11 protein-coding genes are annotated in these 20,057 nt (G+C 47.6%); 8 read left to right on the top strand and 3 right to left on the bottom strand.

Translation table 11 applies throughout. The annotated features are described in order from the left end of the window. Positions 1-17: 17 nt before the first annotated feature. Both ilvC and ilvA read left to right on the top strand, forming a co-directional pair. Positions 18-1,064 carry a ketol-acid reductoisomerase gene (gene ilvC / locus H6570_08280; GenBank protein ID MCB9319264.1) on the top strand — a complete coding sequence of 349 codons (1,047 nt, stop codon included), beginning with the start codon at positions 18-20 and terminating at the stop codon, positions 1,062-1,064. 9 nt (positions 1,065-1,073) lie between these two features. Then, on the top strand, positions 1,074-2,348 hold the full coding sequence (gene ilvA / locus H6570_08275; GenBank protein MCB9319263.1) for a threonine ammonia-lyase IlvA: 1,275 nt from the start codon (positions 1,074-1,076) through the stop codon (positions 2,346-2,348). A 43-nt stretch (positions 2,349-2,391) separates the two neighbouring features. Here ilvA and H6570_08270 read toward each other — a convergent pair whose 3' ends face one another. The 3 genes from H6570_08270 to H6570_08260 all read right to left on the bottom strand — a co-directional run bounded on the left by H6570_08270 (position 2,392) and on the right by H6570_08260 (position 6,187). Further along, positions 2,392-2,925, bottom strand: a complete 534-nt coding sequence (locus H6570_08270) for a TrmH family RNA methyltransferase (protein MCB9319262.1) — start codon at positions 2,923-2,925, stop codon at positions 2,392-2,394. A gap of 88 nt (positions 2,926-3,013) precedes the next feature. Next, a complete protein-coding gene (locus H6570_08265; GenBank protein ID MCB9319261.1) occupies positions 3,014-4,441 on the bottom strand; it encodes a hypothetical protein in 1,428 nt (475 codons plus the stop codon). Positions 4,442-4,567: 126 nt separating this feature from the next. Then, positions 4,568-6,187, bottom strand: a complete 1,620-nt coding sequence (locus H6570_08260) for a CTP synthase (GenBank protein MCB9319260.1) — start codon at positions 6,185-6,187, stop codon at positions 4,568-4,570. A gap of 219 nt (positions 6,188-6,406) precedes the next feature. Between H6570_08260 and H6570_08255 the strand changes: the two genes are divergently transcribed. From H6570_08255 to H6570_08230, 6 genes are all read left to right on the top strand, one after another. Next, the gene (locus tag H6570_08255; protein MCB9319259.1) at positions 6,407-9,382 is read left to right on the top strand and encodes a T9SS type A sorting domain-containing protein; all 2,976 of its coding nucleotides are present in this window, start codon (positions 6,407-6,409) and stop codon (positions 9,380-9,382) included. Between the two features lie 135 nt (positions 9,383-9,517). Then, entirely contained in the window at positions 9,518-12,346 is a 2,829-nt protein-coding gene (locus tag H6570_08250; protein ID MCB9319258.1) for a TonB-dependent receptor, read from the top strand. A 142-nt stretch (positions 12,347-12,488) separates the two neighbouring features. Beyond that, complete coding sequence (locus H6570_08245; GenBank protein ID MCB9319257.1) at positions 12,489-13,520, top strand: hypothetical protein; 1,032 nt, start codon at positions 12,489-12,491, stop codon at positions 13,518-13,520. A 339-nt stretch (positions 13,521-13,859) separates the two neighbouring features. Next, positions 13,860-17,135, top strand: a complete 3,276-nt coding sequence (locus H6570_08240) for a hypothetical protein (GenBank protein MCB9319256.1) — start codon at positions 13,860-13,862, stop codon at positions 17,133-17,135. Between the two features lie 142 nt (positions 17,136-17,277). Beyond that, a complete protein-coding gene (locus tag H6570_08235) occupies positions 17,278-18,597 on the top strand; it encodes an amidohydrolase (GenBank protein MCB9319255.1) in 1,320 nt (439 codons plus the stop codon). 82 nt (positions 18,598-18,679) lie between these two features. Then, the gene (locus tag H6570_08230; protein ID MCB9319254.1) at positions 18,680-20,008 is read left to right on the top strand and encodes an amidohydrolase; all 1,329 of its coding nucleotides are present in this window, start codon (positions 18,680-18,682) and stop codon (positions 20,006-20,008) included. Positions 20,009-20,057 lie beyond the last annotated feature (49 nt).

The following is a 20,057-nucleotide window of genomic DNA, read 5'->3' as shown; positions in this document are numbered from 1 at the left end:
ATTGAAATCGTATTCGTATGGCTAAATTAAATTTTGGTGGTGTCGAGGAATTTGTGATCACCAGAGAAGAATTCCCTTTGGAAAAAGCCCGGGAAATTCTAAAAAATGAAACAATTGCCATTATTGGCTATGGCGTTCAAGGGCCAGGACAATCATTAAACTTGCGTGATAATGGATTCAATGTGATCGTTGGTCAGCGTAATCCATCCAAGTCCTGGGATAAAGCCGTTGCTGACGGATTTGTTCCCGGTGAAACCCTCTTCAGCATTGAAGAAGCGGCAAAACGTGGTACCATTCTCTTGTATTTGCTTAGTGACGCTGCTCAGATAGCAGCCTGGCCGCAGATCAAACCACATCTTACGGCAGGCAAAGGATTGTACTTCTCTCATGGTTTTGGCATCACATTCAACGACCAGACGGAGATCATCCCTCCAAAGGATATCGATGTATTCCTGGTTGCTCCGAAAGGATCAGGCACCTCATTACGCCGTATGTTCCTGGAGGGTCGTGGCCTCAACTCCAGTTATGCCATTTACCAGGATGCGACCGGAAATGCCAAAGAACGGGCACTAGCCCTCGGCATCGGTGTCGGTTCCGGATATCTGTTTGAAACCAACTTCAAAAATGAAGTCTATTCAGACCTCACCGGTGAACGCGGGACCCTGATGGGAGCCATTCAGGGAATCTTTGAAGCTCAATACACCGTGCTCCGGGAACATGGGCATTCTCCTTCGGAAGCATTCAATGAAACCGTTGAAGAACTGACTCAATCACTGATGCCTCTGGTTGCCGAGAATGGAATGGACTGGATGTATGCGAACTGTTCGACGACGGCGCAACGTGGAGCCCTGGATTGGAAAAACCGTTTCCGTGATGCTGTCCGGCCGGTATTTGAAGATCTCTATAAAAGCGTATCCACTGGTAATGAGGCCCGCATTTCCATAAATTCCAACTCACAACCGGATTACCGGGTAAAATTGGAGCAGGAATTAAAAGAATTACGTGAATCAGAAATGTGGCAAGCCGGACGTACCGTAAGAAGTTTGCGCCCGGAAAAACAATAAAAAATCGGTATGACCACAACTGAAGCGACTGGAACGGCGCCACTCATATCATTGGAAGCCATCCAGGCCGCCAGTATCCGTTTGAAAGAGGTTGCTTATCATACGCCTTTGATGCACAATCTGCATTTATCGGAGTTGTATGGGTGCAACCTCTTGCTTAAACGGGAAGATCTTCAGGTGGTACGTTCCTATAAGGTACGAGGTGCGTACAATAAAATGAGCTCGTTAGCTTCCGATGTACTGGAGCGAGGGGTCGTATGTGCCAGCGCCGGCAATCATGCTCAGGGAGTCGCCTTTGCCTGCCGATTGCTTGAGGCACCCGGTAAGATTTACATGCCATCCACCACACCCCTGCAAAAAATTCAAAAGGTAAAGACCTTCGGTAAGGAGTTCGTGGAGATCGTACTGACCGGGGATACCTTTGATGCCGCCTATGAGATTGCGATGGAGGATTGTACGCAAAATGGCAAGACCTTTATCCACCCCTTTAATGACGAACAGATCATGGCTGGCCAGGGGACTGTAGCCGTGGAGATCTTACAGGATGCCAAGGTGCCCCTTGACTATCTCATTGTGCCTATTGGTGGTGGAGGCCTGTTGTCAGGGGTAGGTAGTTATTTTAAGCAACTGAGCCCGCGTACCAAGCTAATTGGTGTACAACCGGCTGGCGCGCCTTCTATGGCCGAGGCCATCCGTCAGGGACAGGTAGTTACTCTATCCAAAATCGATCGATTTGTAGACGGCGCTGCGGTAAAAAAAGCGGGTGACAAGACATTTCGTATTGTCCGGCAACTTGTCGATGACGTTCTGCTGGTCGATGAAGGCAAGATTTGCAGCACCATTCTGAAGCTGTACAATGAGGAAGCCATTGTCGTTGAACCGGCAGGTGCCATGTCGGTTGCTGCATTGGACCTCCTGGGGGAAGAGATCAGAGGCAAAAATGTATGCTGTATTGTGAGTGGGGGCAACAATGACATTACCCGTACTGAAGAAATTAAAGAACGTTCTCTGCTGAGTGAAGGTTTGAAACACTATTTCATCATCCGTTTTCCCCAGCGCGCCGGTGCGCTTCGGGAGTTCCTCAATAATGTATTGGGTCCGGATGACGATATCACCCATTTTGAATATACCAAAAAGAATAATCGTGATGCAGGACCCGCCCTGGTAGGTATTGAGTTAAAACAACGGGATGCCTATGCAGGTCTGGTGCAGCGAATGGATCAGTACGGCATCGATTACCAGAATGTCAATAAAGATCCGATGTTGTTCGATTTCCTGGTATAGCGGTAATGCTGGTGTACCTTCCTAAAGTCCTGGTTGATAAAATCTAATCCGGCTTCCACTGCCGGAGCATTTCCCATAGTACGATGCCAACTGTCACAGAGATATTGAGCGAATGTTTGGTCCCGAATTGGGGTATTTCAATTGCTCCTGCTACCACCGGTAAAAATGCTTCGCTTACTCCATGTACTTCATTACCAAAGACAAGCGCGACCGGTTGCTGATGATTAAACCTGAAACTCCTTAAATCCACACTAACATCGGTCTGCTCTACCGCCCAGATTGAATATTTTAAGGTATTCAAATAGATAATACATGCTTCCGGAGTCGCAAAATATTGCCAGCGCACACTTGCTTCAGCACCAATGGCCGCTTTCAGTATCTCCCGGTGTGGAGGCTGCGGGGTAATGCCAACCAAAAGGATCTCATCCACGAGCATCGCATCGGACGTACGGAAAGCAGAGCCGACATTGATCCCGGACCGTATATTGTCCAATACTACTTTTACCGGTATTTTTTCAGCTTCCAGGTGATCGGCAATACTGTGCCGGCCCAATGCTTCCAGGCTCAGTTTTTTCATAATCCGTAACTATAAGTAAGATCAAATCCAGGTGTAAGCTAAGCCTATGATCTGGCCACGAAGATGACAAAGTCCTGGTTAAATCGGGCTATCGTTTGAATAAAATAACTTCTACCGCACCTTTCTTCCACATGTTGAGCACTTGCCAGTTGGAGTAAAGCGTCTGAATCTCCTCATTTGAAAATTCATTCATCACATTGGAATAAAGAATGTATCGGTCCGTCCCCAGATCCTTCTCCTTAAAGATGCGGCGATTATCGGTAAGATGGGTAAAATATTCAGACCTGAGGTTTGGAAACGCCGTCCCAATCATCGAATACGGGAGGCCCAGATAATCGATGTAATTCTTGGCATCCGTCATCAGATTCCCATACGGAAGATAAGCCAGACTGGCATCCCAGCCCCGGGATACCCCGATGGGATAATTCCAGACATGACCGGATAACATCCCGATAGTACAAATCATTGCCAGGATGGATGCCCTCATTTTGCGGAACGGCATTTCATTCAATGTGACAATCCCGGTGATCGCAAAAGTGAAATAAAGAGGCAGAAAGTAGCGATGTGCCAACAGATTCTGATACAATAGTAGTGGAAGGGTTACCATGATCATGACCAGCAACAAAAGGAAAAATGGTTTGGCACGCCGCCATGCCAAAGGATGGGAACGTGCCAGGAACCACAGAAGCATTGTCAATACCACAATAAACAGGTGACCGAAATCAACCACCCGCCAAGCCCATAATAGTGTGTTCTTCAGGAACCCGGCGGGTGAGACCCACTGGAAGCTTGGTGCCCACGGTGAATCAGGATGATATCCGATCCAGCCTTTTGTCAGGTAATGCGTGGTAAGGAATGCTATAATAAACAGAATGCTTAGCACATAAGAAGGAAGGGCAGCAAAAATCTGAAACCCTTTTTTCCGGTCGATGAGCAGATCCCGCAACACTTCAAAAGATATCAATCCGGCTACCACCATCATACCGCGCAAACTGACCATCGACAGCAACAACGAGCCTAAAAGTACCAGGTGCCGTCGATGCGCAAAGATGCCATAGAGGGACATCATGAAAAATGCACACAACCAAATGTCCGGACTGACCAGTGTAGCCTGGGCTAAAAAGGTGGTATCCAGTAAGATTAACGCCAGTAGCCAGACACCTACCCTTCCGGGTACCAAAAGCTGGGATAAACGAACCGCGAAAATGGTGAAGATCAGCAAAAAGGGAATCAGGCTCAGGTGAGAAACCGCCAGGCTCCTCCCGAACGTATTCCACATTGCCGCTATATACAGACCAAAAAATGGAGGATGTCCACTATCGATCTCATCGGGTAGCAGCATGCTGGAAAAATCAGTGCGAATAAAGTATTCCGGATGCAGCGAACCAAACTGAATGGTGTCCCAAAAGTATGGTTCCTGCCTGATCAATAAGACCAGATTGATCATAAAGATCAAAGCTGGAATACCGGCTCTCCGCGCCAACTCAAACTTATCTCTCTGTTGAGCCCTTAGCACAGGATTCAATTAAGCAATCATCAAATACATCTCTGATCAAATGATTACAAAATTGATACCATAGATAAAACCGATAATATGATACCCGGAAATAAGATTCCGGTCACAGCGCTGTAAGGCGAGGGTTTATTGCCGGTTCTTGTATTCGATGCATGCCCCGACGAAAGCTACAAACAAAGGATGCGGCTTTTCCACGGTACTTTTCAACTCGGGGTGAAACTGTACGCCTACAAAATAGGGATGATCGTTTAATTCAATGGCTTCCACCAGACCGGTTCCCGGGTTGAATCCGGAGGCCTTCATGCCGTGGTTTTCCAGCAGGTCCAGGTATTTGTTATTGAACTCATAGCGGTGGCGGTGTCGTTCACTGATATTCCTGGTTTTATAAGCTTTGTAGATCCTGGTTTTCGGTTCCAGCCGGCAATCGTATGCGCCAAGACGCATGGTGCCCCCTTTCTGGGTGATTTTTTTCTGTTCAGGCATCATGTCAATAACCGGGTCGGGCGTTCTGGGATTTACTTCCGTGGTATGGGCCTCCGGCAAACCTGCTATATTCCGGGCATATTCCACGACAGCACATTGCATACCCAGACAGATACCAAAAAATGGAATTTTGTTTTCCCTTACAAAACGGATGGCCTGGATCTTGCCCTCGATGCCACGTTCACCGAAGCCGGGAGCAACCAGAACACCATGCAGATTACTAAGTCTCTTAGGAATATCGTCGTGATTTTCCAGGTCTTCGGAGTGAATCGGAATCACATGGACCTTGCATTCATGGGAGGTGCCAGCATGTACAAATGACTCGTGGATCGATTTGTACGCATCTGGAAGCTCATTATACTTACCAACCAAGCCAATGCGGACCTCCCGGATAGGATTCTTCAATTTCCCTAAAAATTCTGTCCAGGCTTCCAGGTTGGGTGCAGCCTTGGTGCTCAGTTTCAGTTTTTGGAGGACATTCGTATCCAGTTTCTCTTTCAGCATCAGGAGCGGCACATCGTAAATGGTCTCTGCATCCCTTGCTTCGATCACGGAGCGCTCATCTACGTTGCAAAAAAGAGCCAGTTTACGCCGGATGTCTTTGGGCAACGGATATTCGGTCCTGCAAACCAGGATTTCCGGCTGGATACCGGTTTCCAGTAATTGTTTTACGGAATGCTGGGTAGGTTTGGTTTTTAGCTCTTTGGCTGCAGCCAGGTATGGGATCAGGGTCAGGTGGATCGTCAGACAGTTTTCCTTACCTAATTCAAAACGCATCTGCCGCAGGGCTTCCAGATAGGGCAATGATTCAATATCACCCACAGTCCCTCCTATTTCCGTAATGATGATGTCGTAGTGACCTGCTTCTTCCAAAAGCCGCACACGTCTTTTAATCTCATCGGTAATATGGGGTACCACCTGCACTGTTTTCCCCAGGTAGGCCCCTCCCCGCTCCTTTTCGATGACGGTCAGGTAGATCCTGCCGGTAGTTACATTATTGGCCTGCGAGGTTGGGACACTCAGAAAGCGTTCATAATGTCCGAGGTCCAGATCCGTCTCGGCACCGTCGTCGGTTACGTAGCATTCCCCATGCTCATAAGGATTGAGCGTACCAGGGTCCACGTTGATGTAAGGGTCAAATTTCTGAATGGTGACGGAGAATCCACGGGCTTGCAACAATTTGGCAAGAGAGGCGGAAATAATACCTTTTCCCAGGGAAGAGGTGACGCCACCCGTAACGAAAATGTGTTTTGTCATAATGATTTTGCGTTCAACTCGTTACGGGTCTCAAAGATAAAAGGTTATTTCAGAAATCCGATGTGTGGCAACAGATCAATTGATAAATTATTATCTATGAACTGATAATGAGCTAGTTACGAACTTCATAATTTGTTAACACTGCCATAACACCAGCTTAATGCCGGTTAGAGACTTTTGCAAAGTAAAGTGAATATCCAATCTAACAAATTACAAAAAAATCATATGAGACGCATTTTACAGCTCATTCTTCTGATGTTCACAGGACTTGCACTGTGGAGTCAGCCAACCAGAACCATCACCGATGGGGATCTGCAAGAAAATTTGACCTATAACTGGTCAAAAGATACCGTATACATCCTCGATGGATACGTATTTCTCGAAGAAGGCGGTGTGCTGAATATTGAAGCAGGTACTGTGATCAAAGGCTTGCTGGTTCCCAGCAACGGCATCGATCAGACTTCTGCTCTAATCATCACGCGGGGCGCCCAGATCTTTGCCGAAGGTACCGCCGCTGCCCCGATCATCTTTACCGCAGAAATTGATGACCTGTCAACAACAACGGATCTTACAGCAGATGATAATCAGTTGTGGGGAGGTTTGATCATTCTGGGACGCGCACCGATCGGTGAGGACATCCCCAGCGGTTCCAGTGTAGCAGAAGACGTCATCGAAGGTATTCCTTCTACGGAAACCCGTATATTCTATGGCGGTAATGATCCGGATGATAATTCCGGAGTTTTGAAATATGTTTCAATCCGTCATGGGGGTTCCGTATTGGGTGCCAATAATGAAATTAACGGCTTGACCATGGGTGGTGTTGGCCGGGGAACAACCATCGATTACATCGAAATCTTTGCCAACAAGGATGATGGTATCGAAACCTTCGGGGGTACCGTCAGCCTGAAACATGCTGTCGTTGCCTTTTGTGGTGACGATTCCTATGACTTCGATGAGAGCTGGGACGGGTCCATGCAATTTTTACTGTCTGTTCAATTGGATAAAACCATCACAGACGGAGGTGAAACCATCGGCGTTGGAGACAATGCCGTCGAATACGATGGTTCCGAAGCCGTGGATAATCAGCCGAAAACCGTAGGCCGCCTGTACAATGCGACCTTTATCGGCGCTGGAAAGAACTCAACGAACAATAAGACCAGCAATGGTATTCGCATCCGGAATGACGGAGCAGCTCAGATCTGGAACTCCATTGTAACCGAAGTACCAGGATATGGACTCCGGGTGGATGACACCTCACTGGACCGCCTTAAAGCCGGCGAGATGAAATTTCCCAACAACCTGGCTTTTAATATCGGGGAATATGTAAAAGGAAGTGATGCTGATGTCTTAGCGCAACTTACCACCGATGGCACCGTGCAGGAGGATCCACAACTGGGTGGCATTTCCCGTATCCCTGACGGAGGTCTCGACCCCCGTCCGAATGCTGGTTCCCCGGCTTTAAGCGGAGCCACTTACCCGGACGATGATGCTTATATAACGAAAGTGGCTTACCGTGGTGCTTTCAGCAATACCGATAACTGGGCTAAAGGCTGGACCGCACTTTCACAATATGGATATTTTGGCAACCTGGTAACTACCGAGTCCAATATCATAGTTGATACCGATATCGAAGCCGGTGAAACTTTGACACTGACCAACGATAAAGAATACATCCTGGACGGTTATGTGTATGTTGAAGATGGCGCTACCATAATCATCGAGCCAGGCACTGTTGTCCGTGGCCGGCTGGTACCAACCAATGGTATTGACCAAACATCGGCACTGATCATCACCCGGGGAGGTAAGATCATTGCGGAAGGAACAAAGGACGCACCAATCATCTTTACCGCTGAAATCGATGATTTGAATTCAACCACGGACCTTACAGCCGACGATAACCAGCTCTGGGGTGGTCTGATCTTATTGGGTAAAGCACCGATTGGCGAAGATATTCCCAGTGGATCTACGGTTGCTGAGGATGTAATTGAAGGAATTCCATCGACTGAACCGCGTATTTTCTATGGCGGTAATGATCCCGATGATAATTCCGGAATATTGAAATACGTTTCGATTCGCCACGGAGGTTCTGTCCTGGGAGCGAACAATGAAATCAATGGATTGACCATGGGTGGTGTTGGTCGCGGTACGACGATTGATTACATTGAAGTATTTGCCAATAAAGATGATGGTATCGAAACCTTCGGGGGTACCGTTAGTCTGAAACATGCTGTAGTTGCATTCTGTGGTGATGATTCCTACGACTTTGATGAGAGCTGGGATGGTTCCATGCAGTTCCTCCTTTCCATTCAATTGGATAAATCCATTTCCGACGGTGGTGAGTCCATCGGTGTAGGAGACAACGCTGTGGAATATGATGGCTCTGAAGCAGTAGATAATCAACCCAAGACCGTTGGCCGGTTGTACAATGCAACCTTCATCGGAGCCGGAGTCAATTCGGAAAACAACAAAACCAGTAATGGTATCCGGATCCGGAATGACGGAGCAGCTGAAATCTGGAATTCGATCATAACCGAAATCCCGGGCTACGGCCTGCGGGTGGATGACACTTCATTGGATCGCCTGAAATCAGGTGAGATGCAATTCCCCAACAACCTTGCCTTTGATATTGCACAATATGTGCGTGGGGATGATGTGGATGTTTTGGCTCGCCTGATAGCAGGAGGTACCATGCAGGAAGATCCTCAGTTGGGTGGTATTTCCCGTGAACCCGATGGAGGACTGGATCCACGCCCCAATGGAAGTTCTCCGGCATTGAGTGGTGCAACCTACCCGGATGACGACTCATTCATCGACAAAGTGGATTACCGCGGAGCTTTCAGCAATACCGAAAACTGGGCGTTGGGATGGACCGCACTAGCACAATATGGTTACTTTGGTGACCTGGCTACCACAAGCATCGGCTACATTGCCGAAGCCGATGGTTATGCCCTGAAAAGTTATCCGAATCCAAGTGCACTTGGGTATGTCCGGCTGGATATTACCATGCCTAAAACAGAAACAGCTCAGGTTGGCATTTATGACCTGAACGGACGTCTGGTTAAAACCGTCTATCAGGGTGCCCTGACCAGTGGCCACCAGTCCCTGGTAGCTGATGTTCAGAACTTGAGTAAAGGCATTTACATGGTCAACTTTAAGTCAAATTCCGTTGACCTGACTCAAAAATTGATTTTGGTACACTAAGTGAATCTTATATCCTGAGTTTTGCAGGGGTGTCGTTTGACACCCCTTTTTTTGTTTACAATAACTTAACACAGCGGAAACATTAAGTTTAATTCCATATGTGACCTTTGCAGCGATAAAACAAACCTAGTGCATATGAAGAGCTTATTGCTAACCCTTTTGGTTGGGATACCTGCCTTGATTTTTGGCCAGGGAACCATCTCCGGGATTGTTTCCGACCAAAGAACTGCTGAACCGCTCATTGGCTGCAATGTCCTGATCAAAGAGACCGGTAGTGGCGCCTCCACCGACATCGACGGCTCGTATCAGATCAACGCACCGGAAGGTAGCTACACCCTCGTTGTCAGTTACCTGGGCTTTCAGGATAAAATCGTTGAAGAAGTTATCGTAAAAAATAAAGAAGTAACCTATCTCGACATTGCCCTATCGGATGAAGCCCTCGATTTAGACCTGAATGTCGTGGTAAAGGCTACCACCATCAAGAATTCGGAAAACTCCATCCTGCTACTGCAGAAAAAATCAGATAAAATTCAGGATGGTATATCTTCCCAGGAAATGAACCGTTTGGCGGTTAGTGACGCAGCCGGCGCTATGAAGAAAGTGACCGGAACGACTATCAGTGGTGGTAAGTACATTTACATCCGCGGCCTGGGTGACCGCTACTCCCTTTCCCAGCTGAACGGACTGATCATTCCAAGTGCTGACCCCTACCGGAATGGCGCTCAGCTGGACCTGATTCCGGCGAACCTCCTTGATAACATCATTACTTCCAAAACTTTTACTCCGGATCAACCGGGCACCTTCACCGGTGGTAATGTGGATATTAAAACCAAATCTTTTCCGGAACAATTTTCACTGACTTTCTCCAGTAGCATCGGATACAATCCAAACTTCAACCTGACCGACCGGTTCTTAACACATCCGGGAGGCAAATACGATTTCCTCGGGTATGATGACGGAGGTCGCGCCCGTCCGGATTTGCTCACCAATCCGGAAGTATTAAGCATTTTGAACAAAAATACAGCTATCCTGGGCCGGGTAGGCAGAGAGCCATTTGCAGGAGCTTTTCAGGAAGCAGATGCTGCTATCCGCTCCCTGAATAACCAGTATGAGCCTCAGACTACCAGATCTCCACTGGATCATTCGCTGGGACTCTCATTCGGCAACCAAATCAAGTTGTTTGGCAATCCGCTGGGAATCATCCTTTCAGCTTCCTACAAGCGTTCTTTTGAACATCTGGATCAATTCCAGAAAGCAAACTGGAGGCTGGAGAATATCTCTACCGGTACCTTGCGTAATCAGGGGGACTTCGAAGACACCAAAAGTACCGATAACCCTATCGTGAATGGATTGTTCGGCCTGGCTTATAAATTTGGCACCAACCATTCCATTACCTTCAACACCATCTACAACCACAATACGGAAAAAATAACCAGGTATGTCTATGGTGAACAACCGGACAACATTGTCAATCCGATCTTCCTGCAAGGCCGTGCATTGATTTTCAATCAACGTGAACTGATTAATTATCAATTAAGTGGTAACCATGTGTTTCCCAAGCTGAACGATTTGAAGATCGAATGGAAAACCAGTCTGGCTGAATCGACACTTGATGAACCAGACAGTCGTTTTTTCAACAATGCGTACAACATAGAGACCAATCTCTATTACATACCGGAATCTGATGTGGAGCGTCCTTTTCACTTTTTCCGCCATCTGAATGATGTTCAGAAAGATGCCAAACTGGATATCAGCATTCCGCTTGACGCCAAGAAAAATTATAAACTGCAGGTTGGAGGGTTGTATTCGACCAAGGACCGTGATTTTTACGAGGATCGTTTTCAGATCGATCAATTCCAGGGAACAGGGTACCATGGTGACCCTGATGTATACCTGTCAGAGGACAATATTGGGATCATAAGCTCAGAAGGCAATAAGGCAATATTTGGAAATTATCTGGTCAACCGGACTACGGCTGACAACATATACTCGGGATATCAGCATGTTGCCGCTGGATATGGGATGCTAACGGCATCATTGAGTTCCCGGATGCGGTTTGTCGGAGGAGTGAGAGCAGAAAAAACGGACATGTTTGTTGAAAGCGCCGCTGCCTCCAGGCCCGATTCACTGCGGATCGGCAAAATCAATGATCTGGACTTCCTGCCGTCACTCAGCCTGATTTATTCACTGAATGAAAACATGAACATCCGGGCCACTTTTGCACAGACGATTGCCCGGCCTAATTTGAGGGAGATCGCTCCATTTGTTGCCTTTGACCCGCTCACCAATGAATTTTATTTGGGTAACACCCAATTGAAAAAATCCAATATTGATAACTATGACCTGCGCTGGGAATGGTTTATGAAACCAGGTGAATTGTTTGCGGTGAGCGCATACTACAAAGATTTCACCAACCCGATTTCGCTGATGTACCGCAGGTCTTCCAACCCGGAGATCCAGTTTACCAATGTAGCGGGCGGAAACCTGTTTGGCCTGGAGTTTGAATTGCGTAAGGACTTCGGATTCATTGCACCCGCTCTTGAGAAGTTCAAACTGAACACCAACTTCTCCCTGATCCGGTCCAAACTGGACGTAATTGATCTGACAGGACTTGAGCCGAAAAACCGGCCCTTTGAAGGCCAGTCTCCATTCATCATTAATACCGGATTATTGTATATCGACCCGGATCGTGGCCTGGACGCATCCTTGTTCCTTAATGTGTTAGGAGACCGTTTGAACATTATCGGACGGGAGGGCACACCGGACATCTACGACCGGGGGCGTGCACAACTGGATTTTAGCCTGGCAAAAACATTCAATCAATTGACAGCTAGAATTGCTGTTCGGAATATCCTGGATAACCCGTACGTGATTTCTTCGGAATACCTTGGAAATGAATTTATTTATAGTAAATACAAGCAAGGTATCAGTTACAGTCTGGGGTTGTCTTACACCATCCGCTAATTATTTTGGCACTAGGTTAATTTTATCTTTAGAGAGACCCCGGACCCGTCTGGGGTTTCTTATTTTGTGAATCAACGGGATGGTTTGATCCACCTTATGTAAACGCTCGTTTTAAAGCGATTGGTAACCGTAACAAAGCACTATGGATTTTTCATGGATCGTCATGTGGGCCGGTTTTGCACTTGCTTCCTATTCGGTAGTTGGTAATGATGTCATTCAAACGCTGGGGACTTTTCTGACTTCCAATGAAGAAAAGTTGAAATGGTATGTGCTCTTTGCCTTTGCAGGAACCATCCTTTCCCTGACTTTAATCTACGGATACTTCTTTTACGATCTTTCCTATGAACGATTGGCCAAATTTGATATTCCCACGACTTACCCGTGGTATTACATGTTGCCACCCATCGTGTTACTCATCATCACCCGCTATGGCATACCGGTAAGTACCACATTCATGATCCTGACCCTGTTTTCACTGCACCAGATTCCGGCAAATGCAGGATCAATGATAACCAGCCTTTTTGATTCCTCCCAGTTGTTGGGTGGGATGGTTCAAAAATCGGTGATGGGTTATATCATTGCCTTCTTTTCGGCTATCATCATCTATCTGGCGATAAGTCGATTCACGGAAAAATACTTTAACGAACATAAGATCACGCATACCGGCAACCAGGTTTGGACAGTCCTTCAATGGTGCTCCACCGGTTTCCTCTGGTATCAGTGGCTGACTCAAGATCTGGCCAACATTTTCATTTATCTGCGAAATGGACATGACCTGCCGGTGTGGCAATTTTTCCTGGCATTGTCCATCCTGCTTATCTTATTGGCTTACATTTTCTACCAGCGAGGCGGAAAGGTTCAAAACATTGTTCGCGCCAAAGCCAGTACTGGAGACATCCGCTCCGCAACATTTGTCGATTTCTTCTACGCCATTATCCTCCTCATTTTCAAAGACGATTATTTCGGATTGTGGGGTGGCAAACTTCCTATGAGTACAACCTGGGTATTTATCGGCTTACTTGCCGGTCGCGAAATTGCCATGCGTCTTGTCCTCAACAAGCAACTGTCACGTAATACCATCCGTATGATCATCGCCGATCTGCTAAAAGTCTTTTTTGGTCTGGTTGTGAGTGTGGTTTTGGTGTTCGTCATCAAACTCCTGGCGCATATCTAACCAGACCTGGTAGATCTTCTGGGAATAGACATATTAGAGCACTATTTCATCCTTTCATAGAACGCGTAATCCAGGTATACCAGAACTATGATTTAGTGGTCTGGGGTTGAAATTGCCTTTCAAAGTATCGTCAAAAAATTCACCTACCTTTTTGCACTGCCAAAACTCAATTTACCTCCATCGGACTGATGGTCTTCATTTCAAACCATGAATGAGTCGAAAAAACCATCGGTATAAGTTAACAAATACAAAATTTAATTAATGTATCAATATTGGCATCCCAAATTGTTATAACTTAGGTGTACCGACCTGCAAGATAACCCAATCCAAATTTGCCTTATGAAAACACACATCCACTTCCTGTTCATTCTTTGGTTTGCAGTGTCATTTCCGTTACAATTCTTCGCCCAGGACCCGCTGCTGAAGGGTACGAATTCCTGGATACAAACTATCCTGCAAGGTGTCGGTGAAACGGTCAATGGTTATTCTTTACCTGGTAATATCTCCGGGATTTCCATGTACCAGACCGAGCAGGGTTATAACAGGCTCATGATCACCCACGATTTTCCGGCTGCTGCCGGAAGCACTTATCCGATTGAGAACGGACTTATCCTGACCGGGAGCCGTATTAGCTACCTCGATCTGGACCCGGTTACCAATAAACCAATTGATGCGGGCCTCCCCTATTTCATTATTTACGACCGCCATGGTAAGGAAGTCACCAATGCCATTCAAATCAATGAAAGCGGTAATGACTCTGCAGGATTTGATCATTTGAGTTCTTCATCTTTATTCCTGTCCGGAGATTATGGATTTTACGATGACATCATGCTGTTCGGGGAGGGATCAGAGGACGGTTTGGCTTATGCTATGGATCTTCAGGAGGGAGAGATCTGGGCGGCACCGGCTCTGGGACGCGGAGCTTTCCATCAATTCGCAGCCATTGTCACTGATGAAGGTAAAATTGGTCTGTTGTATGGAGACGGAAATCCTGGCGGACATTTGTACCTGTATCTCGGTAAGATCAACGGGTTGGGTGACGGTTCATTCTTAGATCAAAACGGGTTAGCTACCGGCGATGTATACGTTTGGTCCGGGGATGTGGTGGGCAACCCCGCCCAATTTCATGGTACCGGGCTTCCTGCGGATGGCAGCTTCTTTAAATTAAATTTGTATGACCCTGACAAAGCTAATGTGACCGGATATGATGATCTGGGTTACGCATCTTTATCGACTCAGCAATCACTTGCCCGCTTGTATAATGCCTTTGCATTTAATGGAATTCGTGGCATGGCAACCAATCCTGTCATTGGACATCAGATTGTATTCACCGCTTCCGGAGGAAATAACGTAGCATCTGATGCCTGGGGAACAACGTACCAGATCGATCTGAGCCAGGGCCTGACTTCGGCAACCATACACATACTTTACGATGGCGACGATGCTGGTGGTGGCCAGGTACCTGCACCATTTTTCGGGATTCGTTGTCCGGCAGAAATCATGTGGTCTTCAAATGGGCGAATCTATGTGACTGAGGACCAAACAAATAGGTCTATTGATTTCGGTGGTTTCCTTGACCTTGGCTCATCGGTATGGGAGCTTAACCCGGGAAGTGGGAAAATCACCCGAATTGGGCAGGTCAACCGCAAAGGGATACCCGGTACGCTCACCGACACGGCAAGTTCAGAGCCTGGCGCCTGGTCCCCGGTTGGTTTGATCGATGTAAGCGATGCTTTTGGAAGTCCTGATGAAAACACCTCTGTTTTCCTTGTAGGAGTCAATGCGAAAAGCGTTCCTGTCGATGAAGGATCCGCTGGTCAGATCCTTTTACTTAATGGGACCAACACATACATCAGCACTGAAACAGCCATGCTCACTGGCCTGAATGGCAATCACGCAACAGCGGTTCTAACCGTCGGGGAAAGTCCCCATGGTTATAACCTGCCGGGAGTTCCCGACGGTATTGGAGTTTTTGAATTACCTACCGGACAGATTCGTGTACTGGTCAACAGTAAGATTGAGGAGGATGCCGGTGGATCTTATTACCTCGACAACACTTTACTGCTGAATGGCTCGAGAATTTGGGCTCTTGATCTTAACCTGGTTACCAGGGAATTGGAAAGATCTTCCATTGCTTATCGGAAGATACTGGACCGCAATGGTTCTAATGTTGCCGTTGCAACACAAATTAATCAAAATGGGTCGGTCGTATCCGGATTAAGTAATCTTTCCGGAGGTACTTTGGTGCCTGCATTGCATTTCAATCTTCAGGATGATATTTTCTTTGCCGGCGAAGCCACTGCCAATGGGACTTTTTATGCGCTTGATGCTTACGGAGAAACACTCCACGCTATCAACGCCTGGGGACATGCAACCTGGAAATCTCTGGCATTATTTGACGGTCAGTCCGGATCAGTATCTGCTTTATTAACCCTGGACCGTCCGGATTCTCCCTTATTACAATGGATTGGTTCGCCGGGAGAAGGCACTGGGAATGGATTTCTCAACAATAACGGGTTAGAATCAGGAGATTTATTCGTTTGGGTACCCAATGAATCCATCACGCAGGGCACTTTAAAGGGCACCAATGCCGAACAAGAAGGCCACTTTGTCCAATTGCCCATTTACCAGCCGGATAAAGCAGGAACTCCAGGTTTCGATACATCAGGTTATGCCAGTGAAACAACCTTATTAAGCATGGCCGATAATGCCGGTGCCTATCGATTTACCTATCCCGGTGGCCTTTCCGTCAATCCCAATCAGACCAATCAGGTTGCAATGACAACGACTGGTGATGGCAACAACCCAACCGGGAATGCCTGGGGTAGTATCCTGGTTATAACGACTATTCCGGACGATAACTCCGCTAACATTAGGATTGTTTACGATGGGGATGACATTAGCAGCAATAATCTGCCCAATGCAGACTTTGGGATGCGGAATCCGGGAGCGGTGGAATGGGCCAATACCAACCGGCTTTACATTCAGGAAACCGGAACCTTGCACAACGCACTCTTTGGCAAAGTTTCCGGACAGGAGACTTCTGCCTGGGAATATAACCTGGAAACCGGAGCTTCTTTTCGCATAGCTCGAATCAATCGGTCCGCCCGCCCGTTTGGGTTGCCGGACCAGCAACCTGCTATAACCGGTGCCTGGAGTTTGGGCGGCATCCGGGATGTATCTACGAATTTTACCTTGCCGGAAGAATCCACCCTGTTTCTGACTACGGTCCAGGCACATACCATCCAGGATTCTCTCTCAGATAAATATGTTGAGGGAGGTCAGCTTTTATTCCTGGCCGGACAGACCATCTTTGATCCGTCGACCTCTATAAGATTTCTGGAAAAAAATATTGCTTTCCAGGTTTACCCCAACCCTGCCCTGCAGGATATGATCCATTTACAGTTTGAAGCACCCCAAGCTGGAAATGCAAAGCTGATCGCAACCAGTATCTCCGGTCAACAGTGGAAATTGTGGGAATTAAGGCTTCAGTCCGGACAAAATAACCTGGATTTAAACCTGCCGGAGCAACTGCCTGCCGGCGTACTTTTTCTCCAAATCAAGGGAGACAGATGGGTTTCCAAGCCGGTTAAGTTGATGGTATACAGATACTGATTTTGAACGTGATGATATTGGCTGCCGGATTTAAAATGCCTGATTAAAAGGCGATCTTAAATTCAGTTTACATACTATTCATGGCGTTGTATTTAAAAAGGAAATTCCTAACTTGACCGCTCATCTGGAAAAAGCGGATTGCATGAAAATCAGGATTTTGTGGTCACTACTCATTGTTATAGCTGCAACCTACGGGCAGGCACAGAAAGCCATATCCGGAGATAATAACCTCCACTCAGAAATTGACCAGAAAGCGGCCGCCATCAACGGTCAGGTCGTCCAATGGCGACGTCATTTTCACGAGTATCCGGAGTTATCAAACCGGGAATTCAAAACAGCCGACGCCATCTCAAAATATCTTGAAGAGATGGGATATACGGTAGACCGGAGCTTTGCAAAGACAGGCGTCGTAGCCCTGTTGGATACCGGTAAACCCGGCCCTACCATCGGACTGCGTGCGGACATTGATGGATTGCCCGTGACCGAGCGTACACCGATTCCTTTTGCATCAAAAGAAACCAGTACTTACCTCGGGCAGGAAGTGGGCGTCATGCACGCCTGTGGCCACGACACCCACATTTCCATGCTGCTGGGTGCAGCCTCCATTCTCAAGGATTTAAAGAATCAACTGAATGGTAAGATCGTGTTTGTCTTCCAGCCTGCTGAGGAAGGAGCTCCCGCCGGTGAAGAAGGGGGTGCAGCCCTGATGGTTAAGGAAGGGTTGATCGAAAAATATGGGATTGATGTGTTTTTCGGACAGCATATCTGGTCCGGCGTCAATATAGGAACCATTCAGTACAAACCCGGAGGTGAGTTGGCATCTTCTGATGAATTTTTCATCAAGGTAAAAGGTAAACAAACCCATGGATCCCAACCCTGGGCAGGTATTGATCCGATCGCTGTTTCAGCACAGATCATCATGGGATTGCAAACCATCATCAGCCGTCAGACTGAACTGACCAAGGAAGCAGCCGTGATCAGTGTAGGCAGGATCAATGCCGGCGTCCGTAACAACATCATCCCGGAAGAAGCCGATTTCAGCGGAACCATCCGCTGTCTCGATACCGGCATGCAGCGAAAGATTCATGAGAAGATCAAACAGACAGCCACCCTCATCGCAGAAAGTGCAGGCGCTACCGCCGAAGTGGAAATTGCAATTGGTTATCCCATCACCTACAACAATCCCGAATTAACCCGGGAAGTCGTACCCTCACTTGAAGCAGCATGCGGAAATCATTTACAAGTGATGGATGCAACGACAGGAGCAGAAGATTTCAGCTTCTTTGCGAATAAGGTTCCTTCCGTATTTTGGTTCACCGGTGGTAAGCCATTGGATACCCCGGCAGGATATGCCGCGCCCCATCATACGCCCGATTTTTTCATCGATGAGGACGGCATGATTACCGGAGTTAAATCACTCTGTATGGTCGCTGCCGATTACCTGACCACACATCGCAAATAAATAAATAGCCTTTTGCAGACCGGAAGTTATCTTGGAGATCCGCTTCCGTCTTCCATTTTCATAAACTATTAAGAAAATATCAATGAGAAATATTCATCAGATAGTTAAGACCGCCATATTGGCATTCATTGTTGTCAGCATGCAAGCCCAGAATATGCTAGAACTGCATGCCCGGATTGACAAGGAGGCAGCCGCCATGAACGATCAGGTGATCCAGTGGCGTCATCATTTCCATCAATTTCCGGAATTGTCAAACCGTGAATTCAAGACAGCGGATGCTATTGCCGAATACCTGACTAAAATGGGTTACCAGGTCGACCGCAGCTTTGCCAAGACAGGTGTAGTTGCGGTGCTGGATTCCGGCAAACCTGGGCCTACGGTGGGGCTACGGGCAGACATCGATGCATTGCCGGTAACCGAGCGCACCCCGATTCCATTTGCATCCAAGGAGACCAGCACCTACCTCGGCCAGGAAGTGGGCGTCATGCATGCCTGTGGGCACGACACGCACATCTCCATGTTGCTGGGCACCGCAGCCATACTTAAAGACATGAAGGATCAACTGCGTGGCAAAGTTGTTTTCGTTTTCCAGCCGGCTGAAGAAGGAGCACCTCCCGGAGAAGAAGGCGGAGCCGGCCTGATGGTCAAAGAAGGCTTGCTCGAAAAATATGGCATTCAGGTTATGTTTGGCCAACATATTGGCAGTGGTCTGGATGTCGGCAAATTGGTTTACAAGCCTGGAGGTATGCTTGCAGCCGCTGATGTCTTCAACATCAAAGTGACCGGAAAACAAACACATGGATCGCAACCATGGTCTGGCATAGATCCCATTACGGTTTCTGCCCAGATCATCATGGGGCTACAAACCATCATCAGCCGGCAGACCGAACTAACCAAGGAAGCGGCCGTGATTACTGTTGGTAAAATCACAGGTGGGGTACGAAATAACATCATCCCGGAGACTTGCGAGATGACGGGCACGATCCGCACACTGGACACGACCATGCAGCGCATCATCCACGAAAAGATCCGTCTGACTGCTACCAAAATCGCCGAAAGTGCCGGAGCCAGGGCCGATGTGGAGATCACCATTGGTGTTCCGGTAACTTACAACGATCCCAATCTGACTCAGATGATGGTCCCATCACTCCAGGCTGCCGCCGGTGGCGCTGACAATGTCCTGGTCACCCAGGCTCGTACTGGCGCTGAAGATTTCAGCTTCTTCGCAGAGAAGGTCCCTTCCCTGTTCTGGTCCACCGGAGGCAAACCACTGGATACACCTCCCGGGTATGCCGCACCGCATCACACTCCTGACTTCTTCATCGACGAGAGTGGAATGCAAACCGGTGTGAAGGCAATGTGTTATGTGACGGTGGATTATCTGTTACACCAGGGCATCGTTAAGCCTTAGTATCCTGTACTAAGACATTGGTCATTAATCTGTGTTCACACCAACTCTT

The sequence above is a fragment of the Lewinellaceae bacterium genome, from assembly GCA_020636135.1.
Classification (GTDB): domain Bacteria; phylum Bacteroidota; class Bacteroidia; order Chitinophagales; family Saprospiraceae; genus JAGQXC01.
This window is presented reverse-complemented; position numbering and strand designations above follow the sequence as displayed.